Origin of the sequence: Methylomicrobium lacus (assembly GCF_041897535.1) — a bacterium.
Taxonomy (GTDB): Bacteria; Pseudomonadota; Gammaproteobacteria; order Methylococcales; family Methylomonadaceae; genus Methylomicrobium; species Methylomicrobium lacus_A.
Genome location: NZ_CP169217.1, coordinates 2,285,001 through 2,303,749, shown reverse-complemented (window position 1 = coordinate 2,303,749; position 18,749 = coordinate 2,285,001). Strand labels below are relative to the sequence as shown.

The following is an 18,749-nucleotide window of genomic DNA, read 5'->3' as shown; positions in this document are numbered from 1 at the left end:
CAAACTAGGCATTCTTACCAATTGCTTCATGCGGAATTTCCTGCACACAATAGAGGCGCGTTTTTTCAAACGCAGATTCTGCATGCGGGTAGAGTTGTATGCAGAAAATTCTTAATGTTAGAATCAAGTATCCCGGCGCAAATTGAATTCAGGTGAAATCGTATGATCAAGGGTCTTGTAAAATCGATGCTCGTTGCTCCGCTGCTGTTTGCAAATCAGTTATCTGCATCACCCGCCGGTACGCTGGATAAAAGTTTTGGCGGCGATGGTTTGGTGACGACGGCCGCCGGTACTTCGCTCTCCTCTGCTGAGGACGTGATTCTGCTGCCGAAGGATAAAAAACTGCTCGTCGTCGGCCGCAGTAATGATGGGGTCGGCGCCTTTGATCGATTTGCTCTCGCGCGGTATGATTTGAGTAATGGCGCTCTCGATACGACATTTGGCGGAGATGGTATCGTCAACACGGCGGTAGGCAGTGGAAACGCGGCCGCTTTCGCGGGCATCCAACAAGCAGACAATCAATTGGTCGTGGTAGGGCAGGCGTTAAATTCGAAACAGGATGTTCTACAACGAACCAACGATTTTGCTGTGGTGCGCTATAACCCTGACGGTACCTTGGACGCCGGTTTCGGTGATAAAGGGATCGTGCTGACGCCGCCTCATTCGACGGAGGCCGCAGATGTGTTTGAGGACGGCGCTCATGCGGTCGTCGAAACGCCGGTGGATCATAAGTTGGTCGTGGCGGGCTTCAGCGGCACGGCAACCGACAGCGATTTTGCGCTGGTGCGTTATAACGTCGACGGTTCGATCGATACGAGTTTTAGCCCAAATGTTCCCCAGGGCAAGGTCACAACAGATTTTGGCAACAATAAGAACGATGTTGTTTTTTCTATGCTTCAGCAGGCTGACGGCAAGCTCTTTGTGGCCGGTTTCAGCAATAATGGCACAAGCGATGATTTTGCGGTCGCGCGCTATAACCCTGACGGGACTCTCGACACCACTTTTGATCCGTCTGGCATAGCCGGCATACAAAGAACTTCGCTAAGCAGCGGCGATGATCACGGTCTTTCGGTGATTCAACAAACGGACGGTAAATACGTGGTTGCCGGCTACAGCACGACGAGCGGCGATGAGGATATTGCGCTGGTGCGTTATCTCCCCGATGGCAAATTGGATACCAGTTTTAGCGGCGACGGTAAGGTCGTCACTTCGATTGGTACAAGAAATGACCGGGCTTATCAGGTCATGCAATTGCCCGACGGCAAATTGCTGGTGGCCGGCTATACGCAGGTGGGAGTCAATGACTTTGATTTTGTGCAGGTGCGCTACAATCGAGACGGCAGCCTGGATACCACTTTCAGCGGAGACGGCAAACTCAGCACAAGTTTCGGTGCCGGTTCAGACCAGGCTTTTGCGGCCGTGCAGCAGCCGGAGGATGAGCGTATCGTGTTGGCGGGAGCGGCCGAAGTCAGAGACAATTTGGTCAGCCAGCGACGATTTGCGCTGGCGCGTTATCTTCCCGGCGACCTGGACGACGATGGGGTGCTCGATTACAAGGATAACTGCCCGACGGTAAAAAATCCTCCTCCAATAGCAGGAGATCCCCAGGTTGATCAAGATAAGGATGGCATTGGCGACGCCTGCGATGATGACAGGGACGGCGATGGCGTGCCCAATGACAAGGATGCTTTCCCGGATAATAAGGATGAATCGAATGACAACGACGGCGATGGCATAGGCGATAATGCCGATCCGGATGACGATAATGACGGTGTATTGGATGTAAATGATCCTTTCCCCCTCGATACGAATTTATTGAATCGATTTAGCGGCGAAAACAAAAGCGATTTTCTTGGCTATAGTGTCGCGAATGCCGGCGATATCATCGATAGCGATAATTTCGAGAAGGACGGTTTCGACGATCTGATTATCGGAGTGCCTCGCTATGACAAAAAAGAAGGCAAAAAGACCTTGAACAATGCCGGTTTGGTGTATGTGAATTCCGGTAATTTTGAAGATCAAGGCAGGCGGATTGAATTTGTCGGCGAGGCGGCAGGCGATCAGTTCGGCAGCGCGGTAGCAGGCGGAGGCGATGTCAACGGTGACAATATCCCAGACATCCTCGTGGGCGCACCCAAAGCCGATGTGGTTGGCGGCGACGGAAAGAAACGCAAGGATGCCGGGATTGCGGTGGTTTTTTCGGGAGCTAACGGCACAAAGTTATTCAGCCTCGAAGGCGAGGCGGCAGGCGATAATTTGGGCATGGCAGTCGCATTTGTGGAGGATATCGATGCCGACGGCAGGGATGAGATTATCGTGGGCGCGCCGAAGGCGGATGGAGTCGACAGCAACGGCAAGAAAATAAAAGATGCGGGTTCGGCGTCTGTTTATTCTTACAAGGAAGGCGGGATTGCCCACGTGCATACGTTCGAGGGCGAAAGCAAGGGCGATCTATTTGGCTCCAGCGTCGCTTCGAATGATGTCGACAAGGACGGCAAGGCGGACGCGATCATCGGGGCTTACCGAGCCGACGCCAGCAACAGCAGCGGTAAAAAGCTGCGTGATGCGGGCCGTGTCTATATTTATGCCTTGAGCGGTGATTTTTTGGAGATCTTTCGCCAAAATGGAGAACAGGGCGGTAGCCGGCTCGGCTTCGCGGTGGCCGGTGCGGATGTTAATGGCGATGGCTTTGCGGATGTGTTGGCAGGCGCGCCCGGAGAAAATCTAGTTGAGGCAAACAAAACCTACAAGGATGCTGGTTCCGTGAGTGTCTATTCGGGGCAATCCAAGTCCCGGTTGTACAGTGTTCACAATAAAGCCTTACAGAAGGGCGCGCTGTTTGGCAGCGCTGTCGGCGATGCCGGTATTTTTCCGAACAATGTTGGACACAATTTCATCGTCGGTGCCTATAAACATGATCCTGTCGTCAAAGGCAAAAAGCTGACGAATGCGGGCAGGGCGTCTTTACATCGCGGTTGCGACGGAGAAGAAGTGCTGACTTTTGATGGTCACAACAAGAATAATTTTTTCGGTTTTGCGGTCAGCGGAAGCGGCGATCATAATGCCGATGGTTTCCCCGACATGATCATAGGCGGATATCAGGATGATCCGGTGGTCAATGACAAAAAAATCAGTAACGCCGGAGTCGTGGAACTGTTGACCGGGAGCAGCACGAGTGTGCCTTGTTCGCCATAACCCTACAGATTTACCGAAGCGGACTTCAAGTCGATCATAAATGCATCGATGACCTGCCGGTTGACATGCGGCATCACGACCGCATGCGCGTAGTCCTGCGGTTGGCGTTCTATCTCTAGATGCATCGTGGCCAGCGAGTATTTTTTGACGATCCGGTCGCCGGGATTTTTGAAATAAATCGTATTGGAAAGCGCGTTCGCGCGCACCGCATCCAGCTTGGGAAACTGAGACTGCATTTGTTGCAGAAAATAATCCGTATTTTGCAGCATCGCTTGCGCGTCTTCGGTCATCTGTGCCATCGCTTCCGGTGTTGAAAAGAAATAAAATTCCGCCGGTTTGACACTATCCCGCGAACAGGTGATCGTGCCCGGCACATGGTGGATGTATTCGGGATTATGAATTCGGGTGAACAGCGCATTGAACTCGTCGAAATGGCTCTGCGTGGTGATGAACAGGCCGGCGGGCGCGGGAAAGCCTAAAAATTTGTGGCAGGAAACCGCGATCGAATCGTAGCGCGGCGCCGGCTTGCCCGGCAAACGGTAGGCGACTTCATCGGCATGGGGGGTAAAGGGCAGATAGCCGCCGAACAGCGCCGCATCCAGATGCACATAGCTCGGATGGCCTTGCAAGGCGTCCTGAATACGGTCGATCGAATCGACCGCGCCTTTGAAGGTGGTGCCGATCGTCGCGATTACCAAAGCCGGCTGCGATCGATTGGCGGCGAGCTTTTGCGCGAGATCGTTTGGGTCCATTCCGCCGTCCGGCAGCGTGTCGACAAACACCGTTTCAAGCCCGAGCAAGTCGCGCAAAATTTGCACCGAGTAATGCGCTTCCTTCGTGAAATAGGCTTTCGGAAGACGGCCGGTGCGGCCTTTCAGAATCGTCCGGCCCATGTACATGCCGTGCATGTTGCTGTCGGTGCCGCTGTGCGAAAGGAAACCCCAGGTGTCATCGCTTGGAAATGCATAGCGCTTGCCGAAGCGCTGGATCACTTCGCGTTCAAAGTCGTGCGTGTTGTAAGGGATCGGGCTTTCCTTGAACGGATTGCCGACATTGTTGAACGCAAACATGCCGATGCCCGCTTCGTTGAGCTGTTTGCGCCAGGCAAAAAAAGCCTCGGGCGGCGTGTTCATGTTGATCGGGTAGCCCAGCAGGTTATTTTTCAGCTTCGCGAGCTGCATCCGGTCGGTCAGCGGTAGCCGTTTCAGCGCGGCGACATCATCCTCGCTCGGCAACAAATTCAGATTCGCCGGCCGGCAGCCTGCGGCGATTGCGAGCATGCCGGCGCCGCCATAGCCTAAAAAACGTCGTCTGGAGAGCATCATCCTATTATCGTTTTTGAAATTTATTCAATGATGTATTTGGGGGCCGAGAAACCGCCTTCTCGGCATCAGCATTTGGCAAATGTTCATTACCCAATATAAACGATAGGCCTCCATTATGTAAGCGTCGCGGCTTTTCTACAACCGTCGAAGCTTGCCAAACAGAAACCTTGTTCAGCGCATCGGCACGCTGTAACGTTTTGCGCCCCAACTGCCGGGTTTTTCGCCAAAGACCCCTGCGCATTTTGTGCCGCAAAACTTGCAATTGCCGGCGGCGTCAAGATTCCAGTCCGACAACACATACCAGTCCCGTCCGATCAATAATTTGCCGCAGCCGTGACAATAAGTGCTTTCGGCCAGTTTGTCGTGCACATTGCCGACATAGGCGTAGCGAACGCCATTGTTGATCGCGATCTGCCGAGCCTTCAAGAGCGAATGGCGCGGTGTGGGTGGTTTGTCGAGCATCTTCCAGTCGGGGTGAAAGGCGGTGAAATGCATCGGCACGTTCGGCCCGAGGTTTTCGACGACCCATTGCGTCATCGCTTCGAGTTCCGGTACCGAATCGTTTTCGTCCGGAATGATCAAGGTCGTCAACTCCAGCCAGACCGAGGTTTCGTGCTTGATGTACTTCAGCGTGTCGAGCACCGGTTGCAGATGACCGCCGGTAATCTGGTGATAAAAACGCTCGCTGAAGGCCTTAAGGTCGATATTGGCCGCATCCATCCATTGATAGAATTCGGCGCGCGGTTCCGGCGTCACATAGCCGGCCGAAACCGCGACCGATTTCAAACCGAGATTGCGGCAGGCCTTTGCGGTATCGATCGCATACTCGTGGAAGATGACCGGATCGTTATAGGTATAGGCGACGCTGGCGCAGCCCTGGTCGAGCGCGGTCTGCGCGATTGCCTCGGGCGAGGCTTTGCTCATCAGGGTATCCATTTCGCGCGATTTGCTGATGTCCCAGTTCTGGCAAAATTTGCAGGCCAGGTTGCAGCCGGCGGTGCCGAAAGAAAACACCGGCGTGCCGGGCAAAAAATGATTCAACGGCTTTTTTTCGATCGGATCGATCGCAAAGCCGCTGGAGCGTCCGTAGCTGGTCATCACGACCTGATGATCCAGGTTTTGCCGGACAAAACACAGGCCGCGCTGGCCATCATGCAGTTTGCAAAAGCGCGGACAGGCATCGCATTGCACCCGGCCGTCCTCAAGAACGTGCCAGTACCGGGTGCGGACGGTATCGGGGGAAACAAATTCGGTCATCGCCATTCTCCAGGAACCATTAAAATTTCGATTGGTCATTAGAGGTTAGAATAATAATATCAACCTGCGGGATTGCTGACGGGTTGAACGTGCGATTTGGCTTGATTTTGATGAGAAGGCAACAATATGAATAGAGAACCCGCTGTAGCAGGAAGCTTTTATCCTGCAGAACCCCAGCAACTGCATCTGCTGCTCGATCAATATCTTAATGATGCTGAAACCGCGCCGAAAGTTCCCAAGGCGATGATCGTGCCGCATGCAGGCTACATTTATTCGGGGCCGGTGGCCGCTACCGCCTATGCGCGTCTGATCAAGGCTCATGATCAGATTACCCGGGTGGTGCTGATAGGGCCTTCGCACCGGGTCGGTTTTAACGGGCTGGCGGTGACCAATGCGCAAAATTTCATCACGCCGCTCGGCAGTATTGCCGTCGACCAGAAATCGGTCCATAAAATCGTGAAATTGCCTTTTGTCGATTACATGGAACAGGCGCATGCGCAGGAACATAGCCTGGAAGTGCATCTGCCGTTTTTGCAGGAAACGCTGGATGATTTCGTGATCGTGCCGATCGTAACCGGCGAGGCGTCTGCCGAGCAGGTCAGTCAGGTTCTCGATATGCTATGGGGTGGGGAGGAAACGCTGATCGTGATCAGCTCCGATCTGAGCCATTATCACGATTATGCGACGTGTCAGAAGCTCGACAAGGAGACCAGTTCGGCGATTGAAAATCTGCAATACGAAAGTCTGGGCTTCGATTCGGCCTGCGGTCGGGTGGGCGTCAGCGGCCTGTTGAAGCTGGCGCGGGAAAAATCGTTGGTCGTCAAGACCATCGACTTGCGGAATTCCGGCGATACGGCGGGAGATAAAAAAAGGGTCGTCGGTTACGGGGCTTATGTCGTCGAAGTCTAATGCCAAATGGATCGGCGAGGACGTTTTTTAGCCGGCTTCGGCGTAGCGTTGAAAAATCATCTTGCAGAGCGATCAAACCAATCTTTGTCCCGTTGACGGCGAAATCTATCTGGCCAAGGCGTTTTATGCGCCGCCGGAGGCCGACCGGCTGTTTGCGGATTTTTATCGGACACTGGCGTGGCAGGAAGAGGAGATTTTCATCTTCGGCAAATGGTGCAAGGTGCCGCGTCTGATGTGCTGGTATGGCGATCATGATGCCGTTTACCGCTATTCGGGCGTGGAACACGCGCCTTTGCCGTGGACGGCCGCATTGTCCGCGGTCAAGGCTCGGGTCGAAACAATGAGCTGCTATCCATTCAACAGCGTGCTGGCCAATTTGTACCGCGACGGCCGGGATTCGATGGGGTATCATGCGGATAATGAAAAGGAGCTCGGCTTCAATCCGGTGATTGCCTCCTTGAGCCTCGGCGATGCGCGCCTGTTCCGGCTGCATCATAAAAAGCGCCGTGAAAATCTGGATATTGTGCTGGAGCACGGCGACTTGCTGATCATGGCGGGCGCGTTGCAGCATCATTGGGTGCATGCCTTGCCGAAAACCCGTCAGATCAAGAATCCCCGGATCAACCTGACTTTTCGCAGGATTCTGCCGGCGGATCAGCCGAACTCAAATCTCTAAAAACATTCCTGATTGACGCCGAAAGCCGAGAAGGCAAGCCTTTGCAGTGCTGGAATTGCTTGACCGGAGAAAGGCACGATTGACACTGTCATGCGGGAAAGACATCCTGCACGAAAATAAACGATGCGGAAACAAATGAGTAACAGTAACGACCTGCAACAGCTTCATGAAGACATGCGCGCATGGCGGCAACACATTCACCAACATCCCGAAACCGCCTATGAGGAAGTCGGAACGGCGCATTTTGTCGCCGAAAAATTACAGTCATTCGGTTTGACGGTGCATCAGGGGCTCGGAAAAACCGGCGTGGTCGCGACCTTGTCGGCCGGCGACAGCTCCCGGAAAATTGCGCTGCGCGCCGACATGGACGCCTTGTTCATCGAAGAAAAGAATACGTTTGCGTATAAATCCGCACATCACGGCAAAATGCACGCCTGCGGCCATGACGGCCATACCGCGATGCTGCTCGGCGCGGCCAAATTATTGGCCGAAAAGCCGAATTTCAAAGGCACGGCCGTGTTCATCTTTCAACCGGCCGAAGAAGGCCGCGCCGGCGCGAAGCAGATGATCGATGACGGCTTGTTCGAGCAATTTCCGGTCGACAGGGTCTTCGGCATGCACAATTTCCCGGATATTCCGGTCGGCCATTTCGCGGTCAAGCCGGGGCCGATGATGGCGTCATTCGACTGTTTCGAAATCCGCGTGAAGGGCCGGGCGACCCATGCCGCGATGCCGCATCTGGGGACCGACGCGATCGTCGCGGCCGCGCAAATCATCAATGCGCTGCAAACAATCGTCAGCCGGACGATCGATCCGGCCGATTCGGCGGTGGTCAGTCTCACTCAGGTGCATGCCGGCAATACCTGGAATGCGATTCCGGAAGAGGCGGTCATTCGCGGCACCTTCCGCTGTTTCAAAACCGACGTGCAGCAGGCGATCGGCGAGAAAATCCGCCAAATCGTCGACGGCGTCTGTGCCGCGCTCGGCGTTGCAGCGGAAATTGCCTTCAATCCGGAAAATCCGGGTTACCCGGTTACCTTCAACAGCGAAGCCGAGACGGCCCTCGCAACCGAGGCGGCGATCGCGGTGGCGGGAGCGGAAGGCGTCAATCTTCAGCCCACGCCGTGCATGGGCTCGGAGGATTTTGCGTTCATGTTGCAGCAAAAACCGGGCTGCTACCTCTGGATCGGCAACGGCGCATCGCATAACAGTTGTCTGCTGCATAATCCGCATTATGACTTCAACGATCGGATCTTGCCGGTCGGCGCGGCTTATTGGGTCAAGCTGGTCGAAACGGTGTTGCGGGACGACATCGCGTTCTGATCGCGAAGTGTGTCGGCATCCTATCCTACCTTTGGTCATCAAACTTACATATTTGCCGGCTAATATAAGCCCAACTTTGTAATTCCAGGCTTACAATCCGCCGGCGTTTATGGAACTTTCGCTGCTAACGCTAAATTTGCATACCTATCAGCAGCATCAGAGTGATTGCCCGTTTGATGCGATGCATCGGCATGAGCGGGAGGTGCGGATCATCGCGGAGGCGATTGCGCATCTGCAAATCGATCTGATCTGTTTTCAGGAGGTCGGCGAGTACATGCACGATCCGGTCACGCATCCCTACGGCGAGTCGCCTTCGAATATGGCGTTCCGGATTTGCAGTAAATTGCGCCACTGGGGGCTTTGGTATCACATACATCAGGACTGGAGCCACATCGGTTTTTACCGTTGGCGGGAAGGTACCGCGATCATGAGTCGCTACCCGATGCGGCATAATTATTCGGCCTATGTGTCCCAGGATCGGCGCAAAGACAATTACATGTCGCGCAATGTGACCCTGTCCTGCATCGATGTGCCGTGGTTCGGCTTGCTGCATATCGCGAATGTGCATTTGAGCTGGGCGCATCACGGTTTTTACGAAGAATACGCCAATTTGCGGTGCTTGATCGATTCGCGCCGGCATTTCGGCGCCAGAGGTGATCTGATCGCGGGTGATTTCAACGCGCCCGCAGGCGGTCAGGCGTATCGCCATGTCGTCGGCAATGCCGAGTATGTCGATCAGTTCCATGAACTGCACCCGGAGCGCTTTTATGAGCCGAGTTATCGTGGCCAGATCGAAGGCTGGAAACATCATCCGCCTTGTCGAATCGACTATATCTTCAAGCGTAATGGTCATCCGTTGCGGATCGAGTCGATGGATATGATTTTCAATGATCATTTCTATCCGGCCGTTTCGGATCATTTCGGTTATTTGGCAAGGTATCGGCTGTATTGATGCCGGCGCTCTTGGCTTCGCCAAAAGCTGTCCGCGGCGGAATGGCGTTCGACTTAATACCGAGAAAGCGCCCGTGGCATTTCGCGCAGGCGGACTGTGTCATTTGACACACCGCTCTTTGCCAAATTCGATCTGGGCAGCGGTTTTGCGAAAGGAATGCCAGGGAAGTTGCAAGGAATTATGTGGTACTTGGTCGAAGATCGCACTAAAACGGCCGGTTTTGGCGCCAATCTGAAACAAATGATTGAGCCGCCTAATCGTTTGCAGGCAATCCCGCCTAGCCGTGGGGTACAAGGTTTAGCTATGGCATGGAAAGTGCTTGAGATAATTGTCTCCACGATGGATGGAGTTGCTGAACAATCGCCGGCTCAACCGCGCTGAGCGCTGTGCCTGTTGAAAATGAATTGTGAAGAGGAGGAAAAAAAGTCTTCTTATTGGTTCCGAAAGCCTGAATAACCCTTTGCTTTAGTAATATTTGTTTCTTTTATATCAGCCTTTAGCATGACGTCTTCTGCCGAGTTCTCGGCGGATACCCTGCTGACGATCGGGTAACCGAATGTCGTCAGCGCGACCCTCGGAGCCCCGGCTGGCGCATCGAAGTCGTGTAAACGCTGTTGCAGGTATTGACGGTCCTGACCCCTTGGATCATGACTATACCTTCGATGCGATTACGGCGATCTTCTTGTGGTCGTTCGCGGTTTTCTGTCACTACCTACGGTAGGCAGGCATCGCTCAAGGAGTGATCGGTCTGACATCGCCGTAGCGAATTATCCCGTTTGAGCTATACGAAATGGCCGCATGATGCGGCCATTTTCATTTTGCAGAAGGGGAGATTTTAGCGCCGAGATCAGTCGTTGTCCTTTTTGCGTTCAAACAGCATGTGCGCCATCTTTTTGGCTTTGGTTTTCAGATAATCGAGATTGTCATTGTGGGCCGAAGCAACAATCGGGATCCGACCTGCAACATCGACTCCGAGCTTTTGCAGGCCTTCGATTTTTTTCGGATTGTTCGTGATCAGCTCGATCGATTTGACCTGGAGCGACTCCAGAATCAGCGCGGCAATGTCGTATTCGCGCTCGTCCGCGAGATGGCCCAGGTGAATGTTCGCATCGACCGTATCCAAGCCGGCATCCTGCAAGTTGTAGGCCTGCAGCTTTTTCAACAGGCCGATGCCGCGGCCTTCCTGACGCAGATAAATCAGGATGCCGGCGCCTCTTTCGGCGATCATTTGCATCGCCATGTCGAGCTGTTCGCCGCAGTCGCAGCGCCTCGAACCGAGCACGTCGCCGGTAAAGCACTCGGAATGGATCCGCACCGGGACATGCTCGACGCCGTCGACCTTGCCTCTGACCAGAGCGACATGCTCCTTGTCGTCGAGCGTGTTGCTGTAATAATGCAGGATGAATTCGCCGTGCCGGGTGGGTATCGGCGTTTGCACTAAATCGTCTACTTTTGGCTTCACGTCAGTTATCAATTAAAAAACTCCTTATATTCTACTCAAATCCGGCGCTCAAGATACATTTTCCGGTCATTTGACCGCTACGATCAATTTGATGATGTCGCTGCTACGTTCGTCGACGCGCACCTGGCTGAAGCCGCAGGCCTGCACGTTTTTGACCGTATTGCGGTTGATATTCGCGCCGACCAACGAGACGACCATGGGATTCAACAGATTCATGATGCCGGCCAAGACCGGATTCGCACTGATCACATGTTCCAGCAATATGACCCGGCCACCCGGCTTGCAGACCCGGTGCAATTCCTTCAGGCCCTTCATCGGCGCAGGCACCGAGCAAAACACGAAGGAGGCGACGACCGTATCGAAACTGTTGCTCGCATAATGCAGCGACTGCACATCCATCAGTTCCAGCTCCACATTGACCTGCTTTCTGGCCTTTTTGCGCCGGGCCTGTTCGAGCATTTTCGGGCTGAAATCGATCGCGGTGATTCTGGCGTCGGCAGGATAATAGTCGAAATTCTTGCCGGTGCCGACGCCGACTTCCAGAATGTGTTGACCTTCGACGGATGCCCAAAGTTTTTTCCGCCAACTTCTGAAAAACAGGCCTTCCATCATCGCCTCGATGCCGTCGAAATAGGGCGCGAGCCGGTCGTATCGCTGTTGTATCGTGGCGCTGTCGATTTTCATGAGCTGAACCAATCGGTTGAAAAGTGCCTTTTGGGGCGGAGGTTATTTGCCTTTGGCGATGGGCCGGTTCTTATTGCGGATCCATTCGCTCCACGAGCCGGCATAAAGTTTCGAGCCTTTCAGTCCCGCATGTTCCATGGCCAGTAAATTATGGCAGGCGGTCACGCCGGAGCCGCACATATGCACGATCTGTTCCGGCGATCTATCGCCGATCAGGGTCTCGAATTGTTTACGCAACTGCTCGGGAGGCAGGAATTCGCCGCTGCCGGCGAGATTGGCCTGAAAAGGCCGGTTGACCGCGCCCCTTACGTGCCCCGCTACGGGGTCGATCGGTTCCACTTCGCCGCGGTAACGCTCGGGCGTGCGCGCATCGATCAGGCTAATCGATCTGTCGGCGAGACGGTTTTGGACTTGGCCTGCGGTCAGCCAAAACGATTCTTGCAGGTAGGGCCGGAAGGTCGTCGCTTGAATCACAGGCAGCGCGGTCGTGATCGGATATCCCTTCTTTTGCCACAGCTTGATGCCTCCGTCCAGTACCGCCACCTTGTCATGGCCGAGAGTGCGCAGCAGCCACCAGAGGCGTCCCGCGAAAGCGCCGCCCGCATCGTCGTAAACGACGACCTGGCTCCGGTTGCTGACGCCCCAATTGCCGAGCTTTTGGCTCAAGGCGCGAAAATCGGGTAGGGGATGCCTGCCCTTCTGACTGGTGATCGCGGACGACAAGTCCTTGTCGAGATGGGCATAGCGCGCATTCGGCAGATGCCCGCGGCGGTAATTTTTCGCGCCGAGTTCGGCGTCGGCCAGAGAAAACCGGCAGTCGATGATGATCCAGTCCGGATTGTCGAGCTGCGCCCGTAGCGCATCGGCGCTGATGAGTGTGCTGTAAGACATGATGCTTTATACCTTCAAGATGATTTTACCGATATGTTGGCCGGATTCGAGGCGTGCGTGCGCCTTGCCGGCTTCTTCAAGAGCGAAAACGCCGTCGATGACCGGCTTGATTTTACCCGATGCTAACAAAGGCCAGACCTTTTCGCGCAATTTCCAGGCGATTTGCTGTTTGAAAAGATCGTCCCGTGCGCGCAAGGTCGAACCGGTCAGCGTCAGACGCTTGACCATGATCTGCCAGAGGTCGACCTCCGCCTTGGCGCCGTGCTGGATCGCGATTTGCGCCAGCCGGCCGTCGTTGGCGAGGCACTTTAGGTTTCTGGGCAAATAATCGCCGCCGATCATGTCCAGGATCACGTCGACTCCTTGCTTATCGGTCAAATGCCTGATCTGATCGACAAAATCCTGGTCCTGATAGTTGATCGCGGCATCGGCGCCGAGCTGCCGGCAGAATTCGCATTTGGCATCGGAGCCTGCCGTTACGAAGACCTTGGCGCCGAAGGCTTTGGCCAATTGTATCGCGGTCGTGCCGATGCCGCTGCTGCCGCCGTGGATCAGCAGTGTTTCGCCGGCCGCCAAATGGGCGCGATCGAAAACATTGCTCCAGACCGTAAAAAACGTCTCGGGCAGCGCGGCCGCCTGGATAAAATCGAAACCGTCTGGAACCGGCAGGCAAAGCGCGGCCGAGGCCGGGCAAAATTCGGCGTAACCGCCGCCGGTCACCAGCGCGCAAACCGGTTCGCCGAGGCTCAAATGGCGCACATTGTCGCCCAAGGCGGCGACCGTGCCGGCGATTTCGAGGCCGGGAATGTCCGATGCGCCGGGCGGCGGCGGATAAACGCCGCGGCGCTGCATCGCATCGGGGCGGTTGACGCCGGCGGCGGCAACCCGGATCAGCACCTGGTGCGCCGATAGTGGCGGTATGGGTCTTGCCGTGAGGGCAAGCACCTCGGAGCCGCCGGGCTGAGTGATTTCTATCGCGCGCATAGAGTGAGGCAAGGGCATGTCAGGCGGTTGTCACGAATATCGGGTTGATGTTATCAATGTTTGTGTGTCAGGAAGTATTATATACTCACGCAATTTCAAAGAAATGAACAGTAAGGATTTAAAGCAATGATTCGTGCAGGAATAGTGGGCGGCACCGGCTACACCGGCGTCGAGCTTTTGCGGATTTTAGCCTTGCATCAGGAAGTCGATGTCGCGGTGGTCACCTCGCGCGCGGACGCCGGCGTGCGGGTGGATGCAGTGTATCCGAGCCTCCGCGGCTATGTCGATGCGGTTTTTACCGCGCCCGATGTCGAGGCGCTGGCGGCCTGTGACGTGGTATTTTTTGCGACGCCGAACGGTACGGCGATGCTGATGGCCGAGCAATTGCTGGCGCGCGGCGTCAAGGTGATTGACCTGTCCGCGGATTTCCGCTTGCAGGATGCCAAGGAATGGAGCCAATGGTACGGTATGGAGCACGCCTGTCCCGATCTGATTGGCGAAGCGGTTTACGGCTTGCCCGAAGTCAACCGCGAAGGGATTAAAACCGCACGTTTGATCGCCTGTCCGGGTTGCTACCCGACCTCGGTGCAGCTCGGCTTCTTGCCGCTGCTCGAACAAGGCTTGATCGATGCGGATCATTTGATTGCCGACGTGAAGTCGGGCGTCAGCGGCGCCGGGCGCAAGGCGGAACTGGCGACCTTGATGAGTGAGTGCGGCGAAAGCTTCAAGGCGTATGCGGTGCCGGGGCATCGGCATTTGCCCGAGATACGGCAGGGCTTGCATGCGGCGACCGGCAAGCCGGTTGGATTGACCTTCGTGCCGCATTTGACGCCGATGATCCGCGGCATTCATGCGACCTTATACGGTCGTCTGCAGGCGGACGTGCAGGATTTACAGGCGCTTTATGAACAAAGATACCGCAACGAGGTCTTTGTCGATGTGTTGCCGAATGGCGCGCATGCCGATACCCGCAGCGTGCGCGGCAGCAATCGCTGTCAGATTGCTATCCACCAGCCGCAGGGCGGGAATACGGTGGTGGTCCTGTCGGTAATCGATAATCTGGTCAAAGGTGCGTCGGGCCAGGCGGTGCAGAATATGAACCTGATGTTTGGCCTGGAAGAGGACTTGGGGCTCAGGACGGTGGCCTTATATCCGTGAAGAACTAAAGGCCGGGGGGTACGGCGGAAGATGGAAATCTTGACTCTTCTACTGGGGATAGTCATAATTCCTGCATCCCTCAATTTTTTTAGTGTATTTAAAAGCTTATGGCAAATCCAATTAATTTTACCGACAGTGCGGCCGCGAAAGTCAGCGAGCTGATTGCTGAGGAAGGCAACGACAATCTCAAGTTGCGAGTCTATGTGACCGGCGGCGGCTGCTCCGGTTTCCAATATGGCTTCACGTTCGACGAAGAAGTCAATGAAGACGATACTAGCGTCGTCAATGGCGGCGTGACAGTGCTGATCGATTCGATGAGCATTCAATACCTGCAAGGCGCCGAGGTGGATTACAAAGAGGATGTGAACGGCGCGCAGTTTGTGATTCGCAATCCGAATGCATCGACGACTTGCGGCTGCGGATCGTCGTTTTCCGTATAACGGATCCGTATAACAAAAAAGGGCGGTTTTAACCGCCCTTTTTTATGCCGCCGATAATCGGCTCGGCGTTACTGGTTTCTGGCCAACAAATTGCGAGATTTGGTTTGATAGAGTTTCGCCAGCAGCGGTTTGGTCTGGTCTTTAAATTCGGCCATTTGCTGACTGGCCAAGCGCAGTGGACGTTTGAATTCCAGGGATTCCGGGTTTTGATGCACTCCGTCAATCCGAAACTCGTAATGCAGATGCGGGCCGGTTGCAAGCCCGGTCTGGCCGACATAGCCGATCACTTCGCCCTGCATCACATGATCGCCGTCGTTCAAGCCGCGTTTAAAACCGGAAAGATGGGCGTACAATGTTTCATAGCGGTCGCCGTGTTTGAGGATCAGTACTTGCCCGTATCCGCCTTTTCGGCCCTTGAAAGTGACTTCGCCGTCGCCGGCGGCCTTGACCGGGGTGCCGGTGCGAGCGGCATAATCGACGCCTTTATGCGCGCGAATACGGTTAAGCACCGGATGCCGGCGGTGGGGGTCGAAATGCGAGCTAACCCGTGCGTAATCGACCGGCGTGCTCAAAAATGCCTTGTGTAGGCTGTTGCCTTCGGGCGTGTAATAACTTACATTGCCATCGGCGTCTTCAAAGCGGATGGCGGTCAGGAACTTGCCTCGGCTGACAAATTCGGCGGCATAGATGCGTCCGGCGTTGCCCTCATCGGAGGAATTCTTATAGAGTACGGTGAACTGATCGCCAGGGTTTAAGTTCGATGCAAAATCGATGTCCCAGGCGAAAATACGGGTCAACTCCTCGATCATTTCGTCGGACAGCCCCGCCTTGTGACCCGCGTCGGCAAGGTTCGTTTCGATTACGCCGTAGGCGCCGATCATACCGGAGGATTCGGCCGCCGCGGGCGATTCAAGGTAGCCTGTGCTGCGATGACTCGAAGAAGTACTGTCCGAGGAAATCCGAACGGCTTCGTAATGGGGGCCATCCTGAAGATTGGTTGGGCGAATGTGCAAGCGGCTGTTCGCCAAGGGATATAAGGTAGTTGATATGCGGCTTGGCTCGGGCTCTGCCGGCTCGAGTGCGGCGATATAATCCTGATCTTGCTCTATCTGAGAAGCAGAAGCGATGTGCTGCTGATGGTGCTTTGCCTTCGTAGGCCGGTGCTTGTAGCGCGTGGCGGATAGGGACGATCGGCCGGAAGCAGCGCGGTGGCTCGTCGTCTTACGCGAATGCCCTTTGGAACGCTTGGATGCGTCGGTCGCATACTTCTTAATGGCCAAATGCGAGGTTCTGGCATCGACAGAGGTCGACGTAAGCGCCAGACCCACACTGATCAGCAGGGGGGCGTAAAATTGAATTTTCACGATGAAGAAGATAAGTTATTGAAGTTAAAACAATAAAGTGTCGATTAACTCTATCCTTGTGTCATTGTACGGTTTTTTTTGATATTTGCCAATTATAGGCGGGTATTTTTTTTCTTTATAATACCTATTCCACAATATTAATATAGATTATCTACCTAGTTTCAATGGAGAAATAAGTTGCAAGCGGAAATAGTGGCGGATTTATTAAGAGGGGCGCAAGATGTTCTGCTCGAACAGGACCTGATTAAAAAACTTGAGGAAAAACGGCCTCTTAGAGTGAAGGCAGGGTTCGATCCGACCGCGCCTGATTTGCATCTCGGACATACGGTTCTGATCAACAAACTGAAGCAGTTCCAGGATCACGGGCATGAGGTGCTGTTTCTGATAGGCGACTTTACCGGCATGATCGGGGATCCAACCGGCAAGAATGTCACGCGCAAGCCGTTGACGCGTGACGAAGTGATAGAAAATGCCAAGACGTATGAAGAGCAAATCTTCAAGATTCTCGATCCTGCCAAGACCTTGGTCATGTTCAACTCGAGCTGGATGAATGCGATGTCGCCGGCCGACCTGATTCAGCTGGCCGCCAAGCATACCGTTGCAAGAATGCTCGAACGCGACGATTTCAGCAAGCGCTATAAAGGCGGTCAGCCGATCGCCATCCATGAATTCTTGTATCCGTTGATTCAAGGTTATGACTCGGTCGCGATGAAGGCGGATGTCGAACTGGGTGGAACCGATCAGAAGTTCAACCTGCTTGTCGGTCGGCAGTTGCAGGAGCTTTACGGTCAAAAACCGCAGGTTGTGATCACGATGCCGATTCTGGAAGGCTTGGATGGCGTCAACAAGATGTCCAAATCGTTGAACAACTATATCGGCATTACCGATGCGCCTGATGATATGTTCGGCAAGATCATGTCGATTTCCGATGAATTGATGTGGCGTTATTTTGAATTACTCAGCTTCCGTCCGATGGCTGAAATCAGTCAATGGCGGCAGGAATGCCAGTTGGGCGCCAATCCAAGGGATTACAAGGTATTGCTGGCGCAGGAAATCATCGAACGGTTTCACGATGCCGCGGCGGCGCAAAAGGCGCTCGAAAATTTCGAGGCCAGATTTCAGCGCGGCGCCATGCCCGATGAAATCGAAGAAAAGGAAATCAGGATTCCGGGTGACCGTTACGGCATCGCCAACATATTGAAAGACGCGGGCCTGACCGGCAGTACTTCCGAAGCGATCAGGATGATCAATCAGGGCGGGGTAAAGATCGATGGCGAGAAAGTTTCTGATGCCAAGCTGGAGATTGCAGTGGACACGAATCATGTCTATCAGGTGGGCAAAAGAAAATTCATGAAGGTCAAATTGTCCAAATAACCATGAACACGGTCCGGCGGCAGCAGGTTTATCTTGAAAAAACAAGCTGTTGCCGGAGTATGGGGTTGAGTATTGGCAAAAGTTGTAACAAAGATATAACAAAACGCTTGCGAAGTCAGGGAAAGTGCGTATAATGCGCCTCTCTTTCGGCGGTGACGCCGGAAGGCGGAAGGAAGTGAGGCGGGTTTCGCAAGAAACCAAAACGGAAGTATTGACAAATTGATTGAGCGGGATATAATAGTCGGCTCATCAAGCTTCAGGCAGGAAGCCTGGTTCATCCTGAACAGGGTGTTCGAAAAAGGAAGTCGAAAAAAGAGTTTGACAAGTTATAAAAAGTCTTTATAATAGTCCGACTCAACGGGGCGAAAGTCCTAGCTCTTTAACAAGACGATCAAAATAATTTGTGTGGGTGCTTGTGGTGAATGTCATGCATTATGAAACATTCGACACAAGAACTTACGTTAATTCAAGTAATTTACGTTTAATTCTGTAGTCGAGCCAAGATTGGCCACATCTTACAGTGGCAAACAAGATTGAACTGAAGAGTTTGATCATGGCTCAGATTGAACGCTGGCGGTATGCTTAACACATGCAAGTCGAACGGTAACAGGCCTTCGGGCGCTGACGAGTGGCGGACGGGTGCGTAACGCGTAGGAATCTGCCTGTTAGTGGGGGACAACGTGGGGAAACTCACGCTAATACCGCATACGCCCTACGGGGGAAAGCGGGGGATCTTCGGACCTCGCGCTAACAGA

The 18,749-nt window shown here is 54.2% G+C and carries 16 protein-coding genes and 1 rRNA gene (1 of these 17 only partly in view); 10 read left to right on the top strand and 7 right to left on the bottom strand.

Features of this window, described 5'->3' with window-relative positions; all coding sequences use genetic code 11:
- The first annotated feature begins 162 nt into the window (after window positions 1–162).
- Window positions 163–3,195 carry a thrombospondin type 3 repeat-containing protein gene (locus ACEPPP_RS10040; protein ID WP_374086300.1) on the top strand — a complete coding sequence of 1,011 codons (3,033 nt, stop codon included), beginning with the start codon at window positions 163–165 and terminating at the stop codon, window positions 3,193–3,195.
- A gap of 2 nt (window positions 3,196–3,197) precedes the next feature.
- On the opposite strand, the gene ACEPPP_RS10035 is transcribed toward ACEPPP_RS10040, so the two are convergent.
- Both ACEPPP_RS10035 and amrS read right to left on the bottom strand, forming a co-directional pair.
- On the bottom strand, window positions 3,198–4,520 hold the full coding sequence (locus ACEPPP_RS10035; RefSeq protein ID WP_374086298.1) for a pyridoxal-dependent decarboxylase: 1,323 nt from the start codon (window positions 4,518–4,520) through the stop codon (window positions 3,198–3,200).
- Window positions 4,521–4,691: 171 nt separating this feature from the next.
- A complete protein-coding gene (gene amrS, locus ACEPPP_RS10030) occupies window positions 4,692–5,777 on the bottom strand; it encodes an AmmeMemoRadiSam system radical SAM enzyme (RefSeq protein WP_374086296.1) in 1,086 nt (361 codons plus the stop codon).
- A 126-nt stretch (window positions 5,778–5,903) separates the two neighbouring features.
- Between amrS and amrB the strand changes: the two genes are divergently transcribed.
- The 5 genes from amrB (at window position 5,904) to ACEPPP_RS10005 (ending at window position 10,018) form a co-directional block, all read left to right on the top strand.
- On the top strand, window positions 5,904–6,686 hold the full coding sequence (amrB, locus tag ACEPPP_RS10025) for an AmmeMemoRadiSam system protein B (RefSeq protein WP_374086294.1): 783 nt from the start codon (window positions 5,904–5,906) through the stop codon (window positions 6,684–6,686).
- 61 nt (window positions 6,687–6,747) lie between these two features.
- The gene (locus tag ACEPPP_RS10020) at window positions 6,748–7,362 is read left to right on the top strand and encodes an alpha-ketoglutarate-dependent dioxygenase AlkB (RefSeq protein WP_374086292.1); all 615 of its coding nucleotides are present in this window, start codon (window positions 6,748–6,750) and stop codon (window positions 7,360–7,362) included.
- A 135-nt stretch (window positions 7,363–7,497) separates the two neighbouring features.
- Window positions 7,498–8,685 carry a M20 aminoacylase family protein gene (locus tag ACEPPP_RS10015; RefSeq protein ID WP_374086290.1) on the top strand — a complete coding sequence of 396 codons (1,188 nt, stop codon included), beginning with the start codon at window positions 7,498–7,500 and terminating at the stop codon, window positions 8,683–8,685.
- A gap of 109 nt (window positions 8,686–8,794) precedes the next feature.
- A complete protein-coding gene (locus tag ACEPPP_RS10010) occupies window positions 8,795–9,637 on the top strand; it encodes an endonuclease/exonuclease/phosphatase family protein (protein WP_374086289.1) in 843 nt (280 codons plus the stop codon).
- A 96-nt stretch (window positions 9,638–9,733) separates the two neighbouring features.
- Window positions 9,734–10,018: a hypothetical protein gene (locus ACEPPP_RS10005; protein WP_374086287.1), complete on the top strand. Its 285-nt coding sequence runs from the start codon at window positions 9,734–9,736 to the stop codon at window positions 10,016–10,018.
- 466 nt (window positions 10,019–10,484) lie between these two features.
- Here ACEPPP_RS10005 and ribA read toward each other — a convergent pair whose 3' ends face one another.
- The 4 genes from ribA to ACEPPP_RS09985 form a co-directional block, all read right to left on the bottom strand.
- A complete protein-coding gene (gene ribA, locus ACEPPP_RS10000) occupies window positions 10,485–11,099 on the bottom strand; it encodes a GTP cyclohydrolase II (RefSeq protein WP_374086285.1) in 615 nt (204 codons plus the stop codon).
- A 66-nt stretch (window positions 11,100–11,165) separates the two neighbouring features.
- Window positions 11,166–11,783 (bottom strand): class I SAM-dependent methyltransferase, encoded by a 618-nt coding sequence (locus ACEPPP_RS09995; protein ID WP_374086283.1) that lies wholly within the window; start codon window positions 11,781–11,783, stop codon window positions 11,166–11,168.
- 42 nt (window positions 11,784–11,825) lie between these two features.
- Complete coding sequence (locus tag ACEPPP_RS09990) at window positions 11,826–12,674, bottom strand: sulfurtransferase (protein WP_374086281.1); 849 nt, start codon at window positions 12,672–12,674, stop codon at window positions 11,826–11,828.
- Between the two features lie 6 nt (window positions 12,675–12,680).
- Entirely contained in the window at window positions 12,681–13,658 is a 978-nt protein-coding gene (locus ACEPPP_RS09985; protein ID WP_374086279.1) for an NAD(P)H-quinone oxidoreductase, read from the bottom strand.
- A 126-nt stretch (window positions 13,659–13,784) separates the two neighbouring features.
- Between ACEPPP_RS09985 and argC the strand changes: the two genes are divergently transcribed.
- A complete protein-coding gene (gene argC, locus ACEPPP_RS09980; protein ID WP_374086277.1) occupies window positions 13,785–14,816 on the top strand; it encodes an N-acetyl-gamma-glutamyl-phosphate reductase in 1,032 nt (343 codons plus the stop codon).
- A gap of 107 nt (window positions 14,817–14,923) precedes the next feature.
- On the top strand, window positions 14,924–15,256 hold the full coding sequence (erpA, locus tag ACEPPP_RS09975; RefSeq protein WP_374086275.1) for an iron-sulfur cluster insertion protein ErpA: 333 nt from the start codon (window positions 14,924–14,926) through the stop codon (window positions 15,254–15,256).
- Between the two features lie 68 nt (window positions 15,257–15,324).
- On the opposite strand, the gene ACEPPP_RS09970 is transcribed toward erpA, so the two are convergent.
- Window positions 15,325–16,620, bottom strand: coding sequence for a peptidoglycan DD-metalloendopeptidase family protein (locus ACEPPP_RS09970; protein ID WP_374086273.1), 1,296 nt, complete (start codon window positions 16,618–16,620; stop codon window positions 15,325–15,327).
- Window positions 16,621–16,797: 177 nt separating this feature from the next.
- Between ACEPPP_RS09970 and tyrS the strand changes: the two genes are divergently transcribed.
- Together tyrS and ACEPPP_RS09960 are read left to right on the top strand one after the other, a co-directional pair.
- Window positions 16,798–17,994: a tyrosine--tRNA ligase gene (gene tyrS / locus ACEPPP_RS09965; protein ID WP_374086272.1), complete on the top strand. Its 1,197-nt coding sequence runs from the start codon at window positions 16,798–16,800 to the stop codon at window positions 17,992–17,994.
- 535 nt (window positions 17,995–18,529) lie between these two features.
- Window positions 18,530–18,749: ribosomal RNA gene (locus tag ACEPPP_RS09960) — 16S ribosomal RNA — on the top strand (it continues 1,315 nt past the right edge of the window).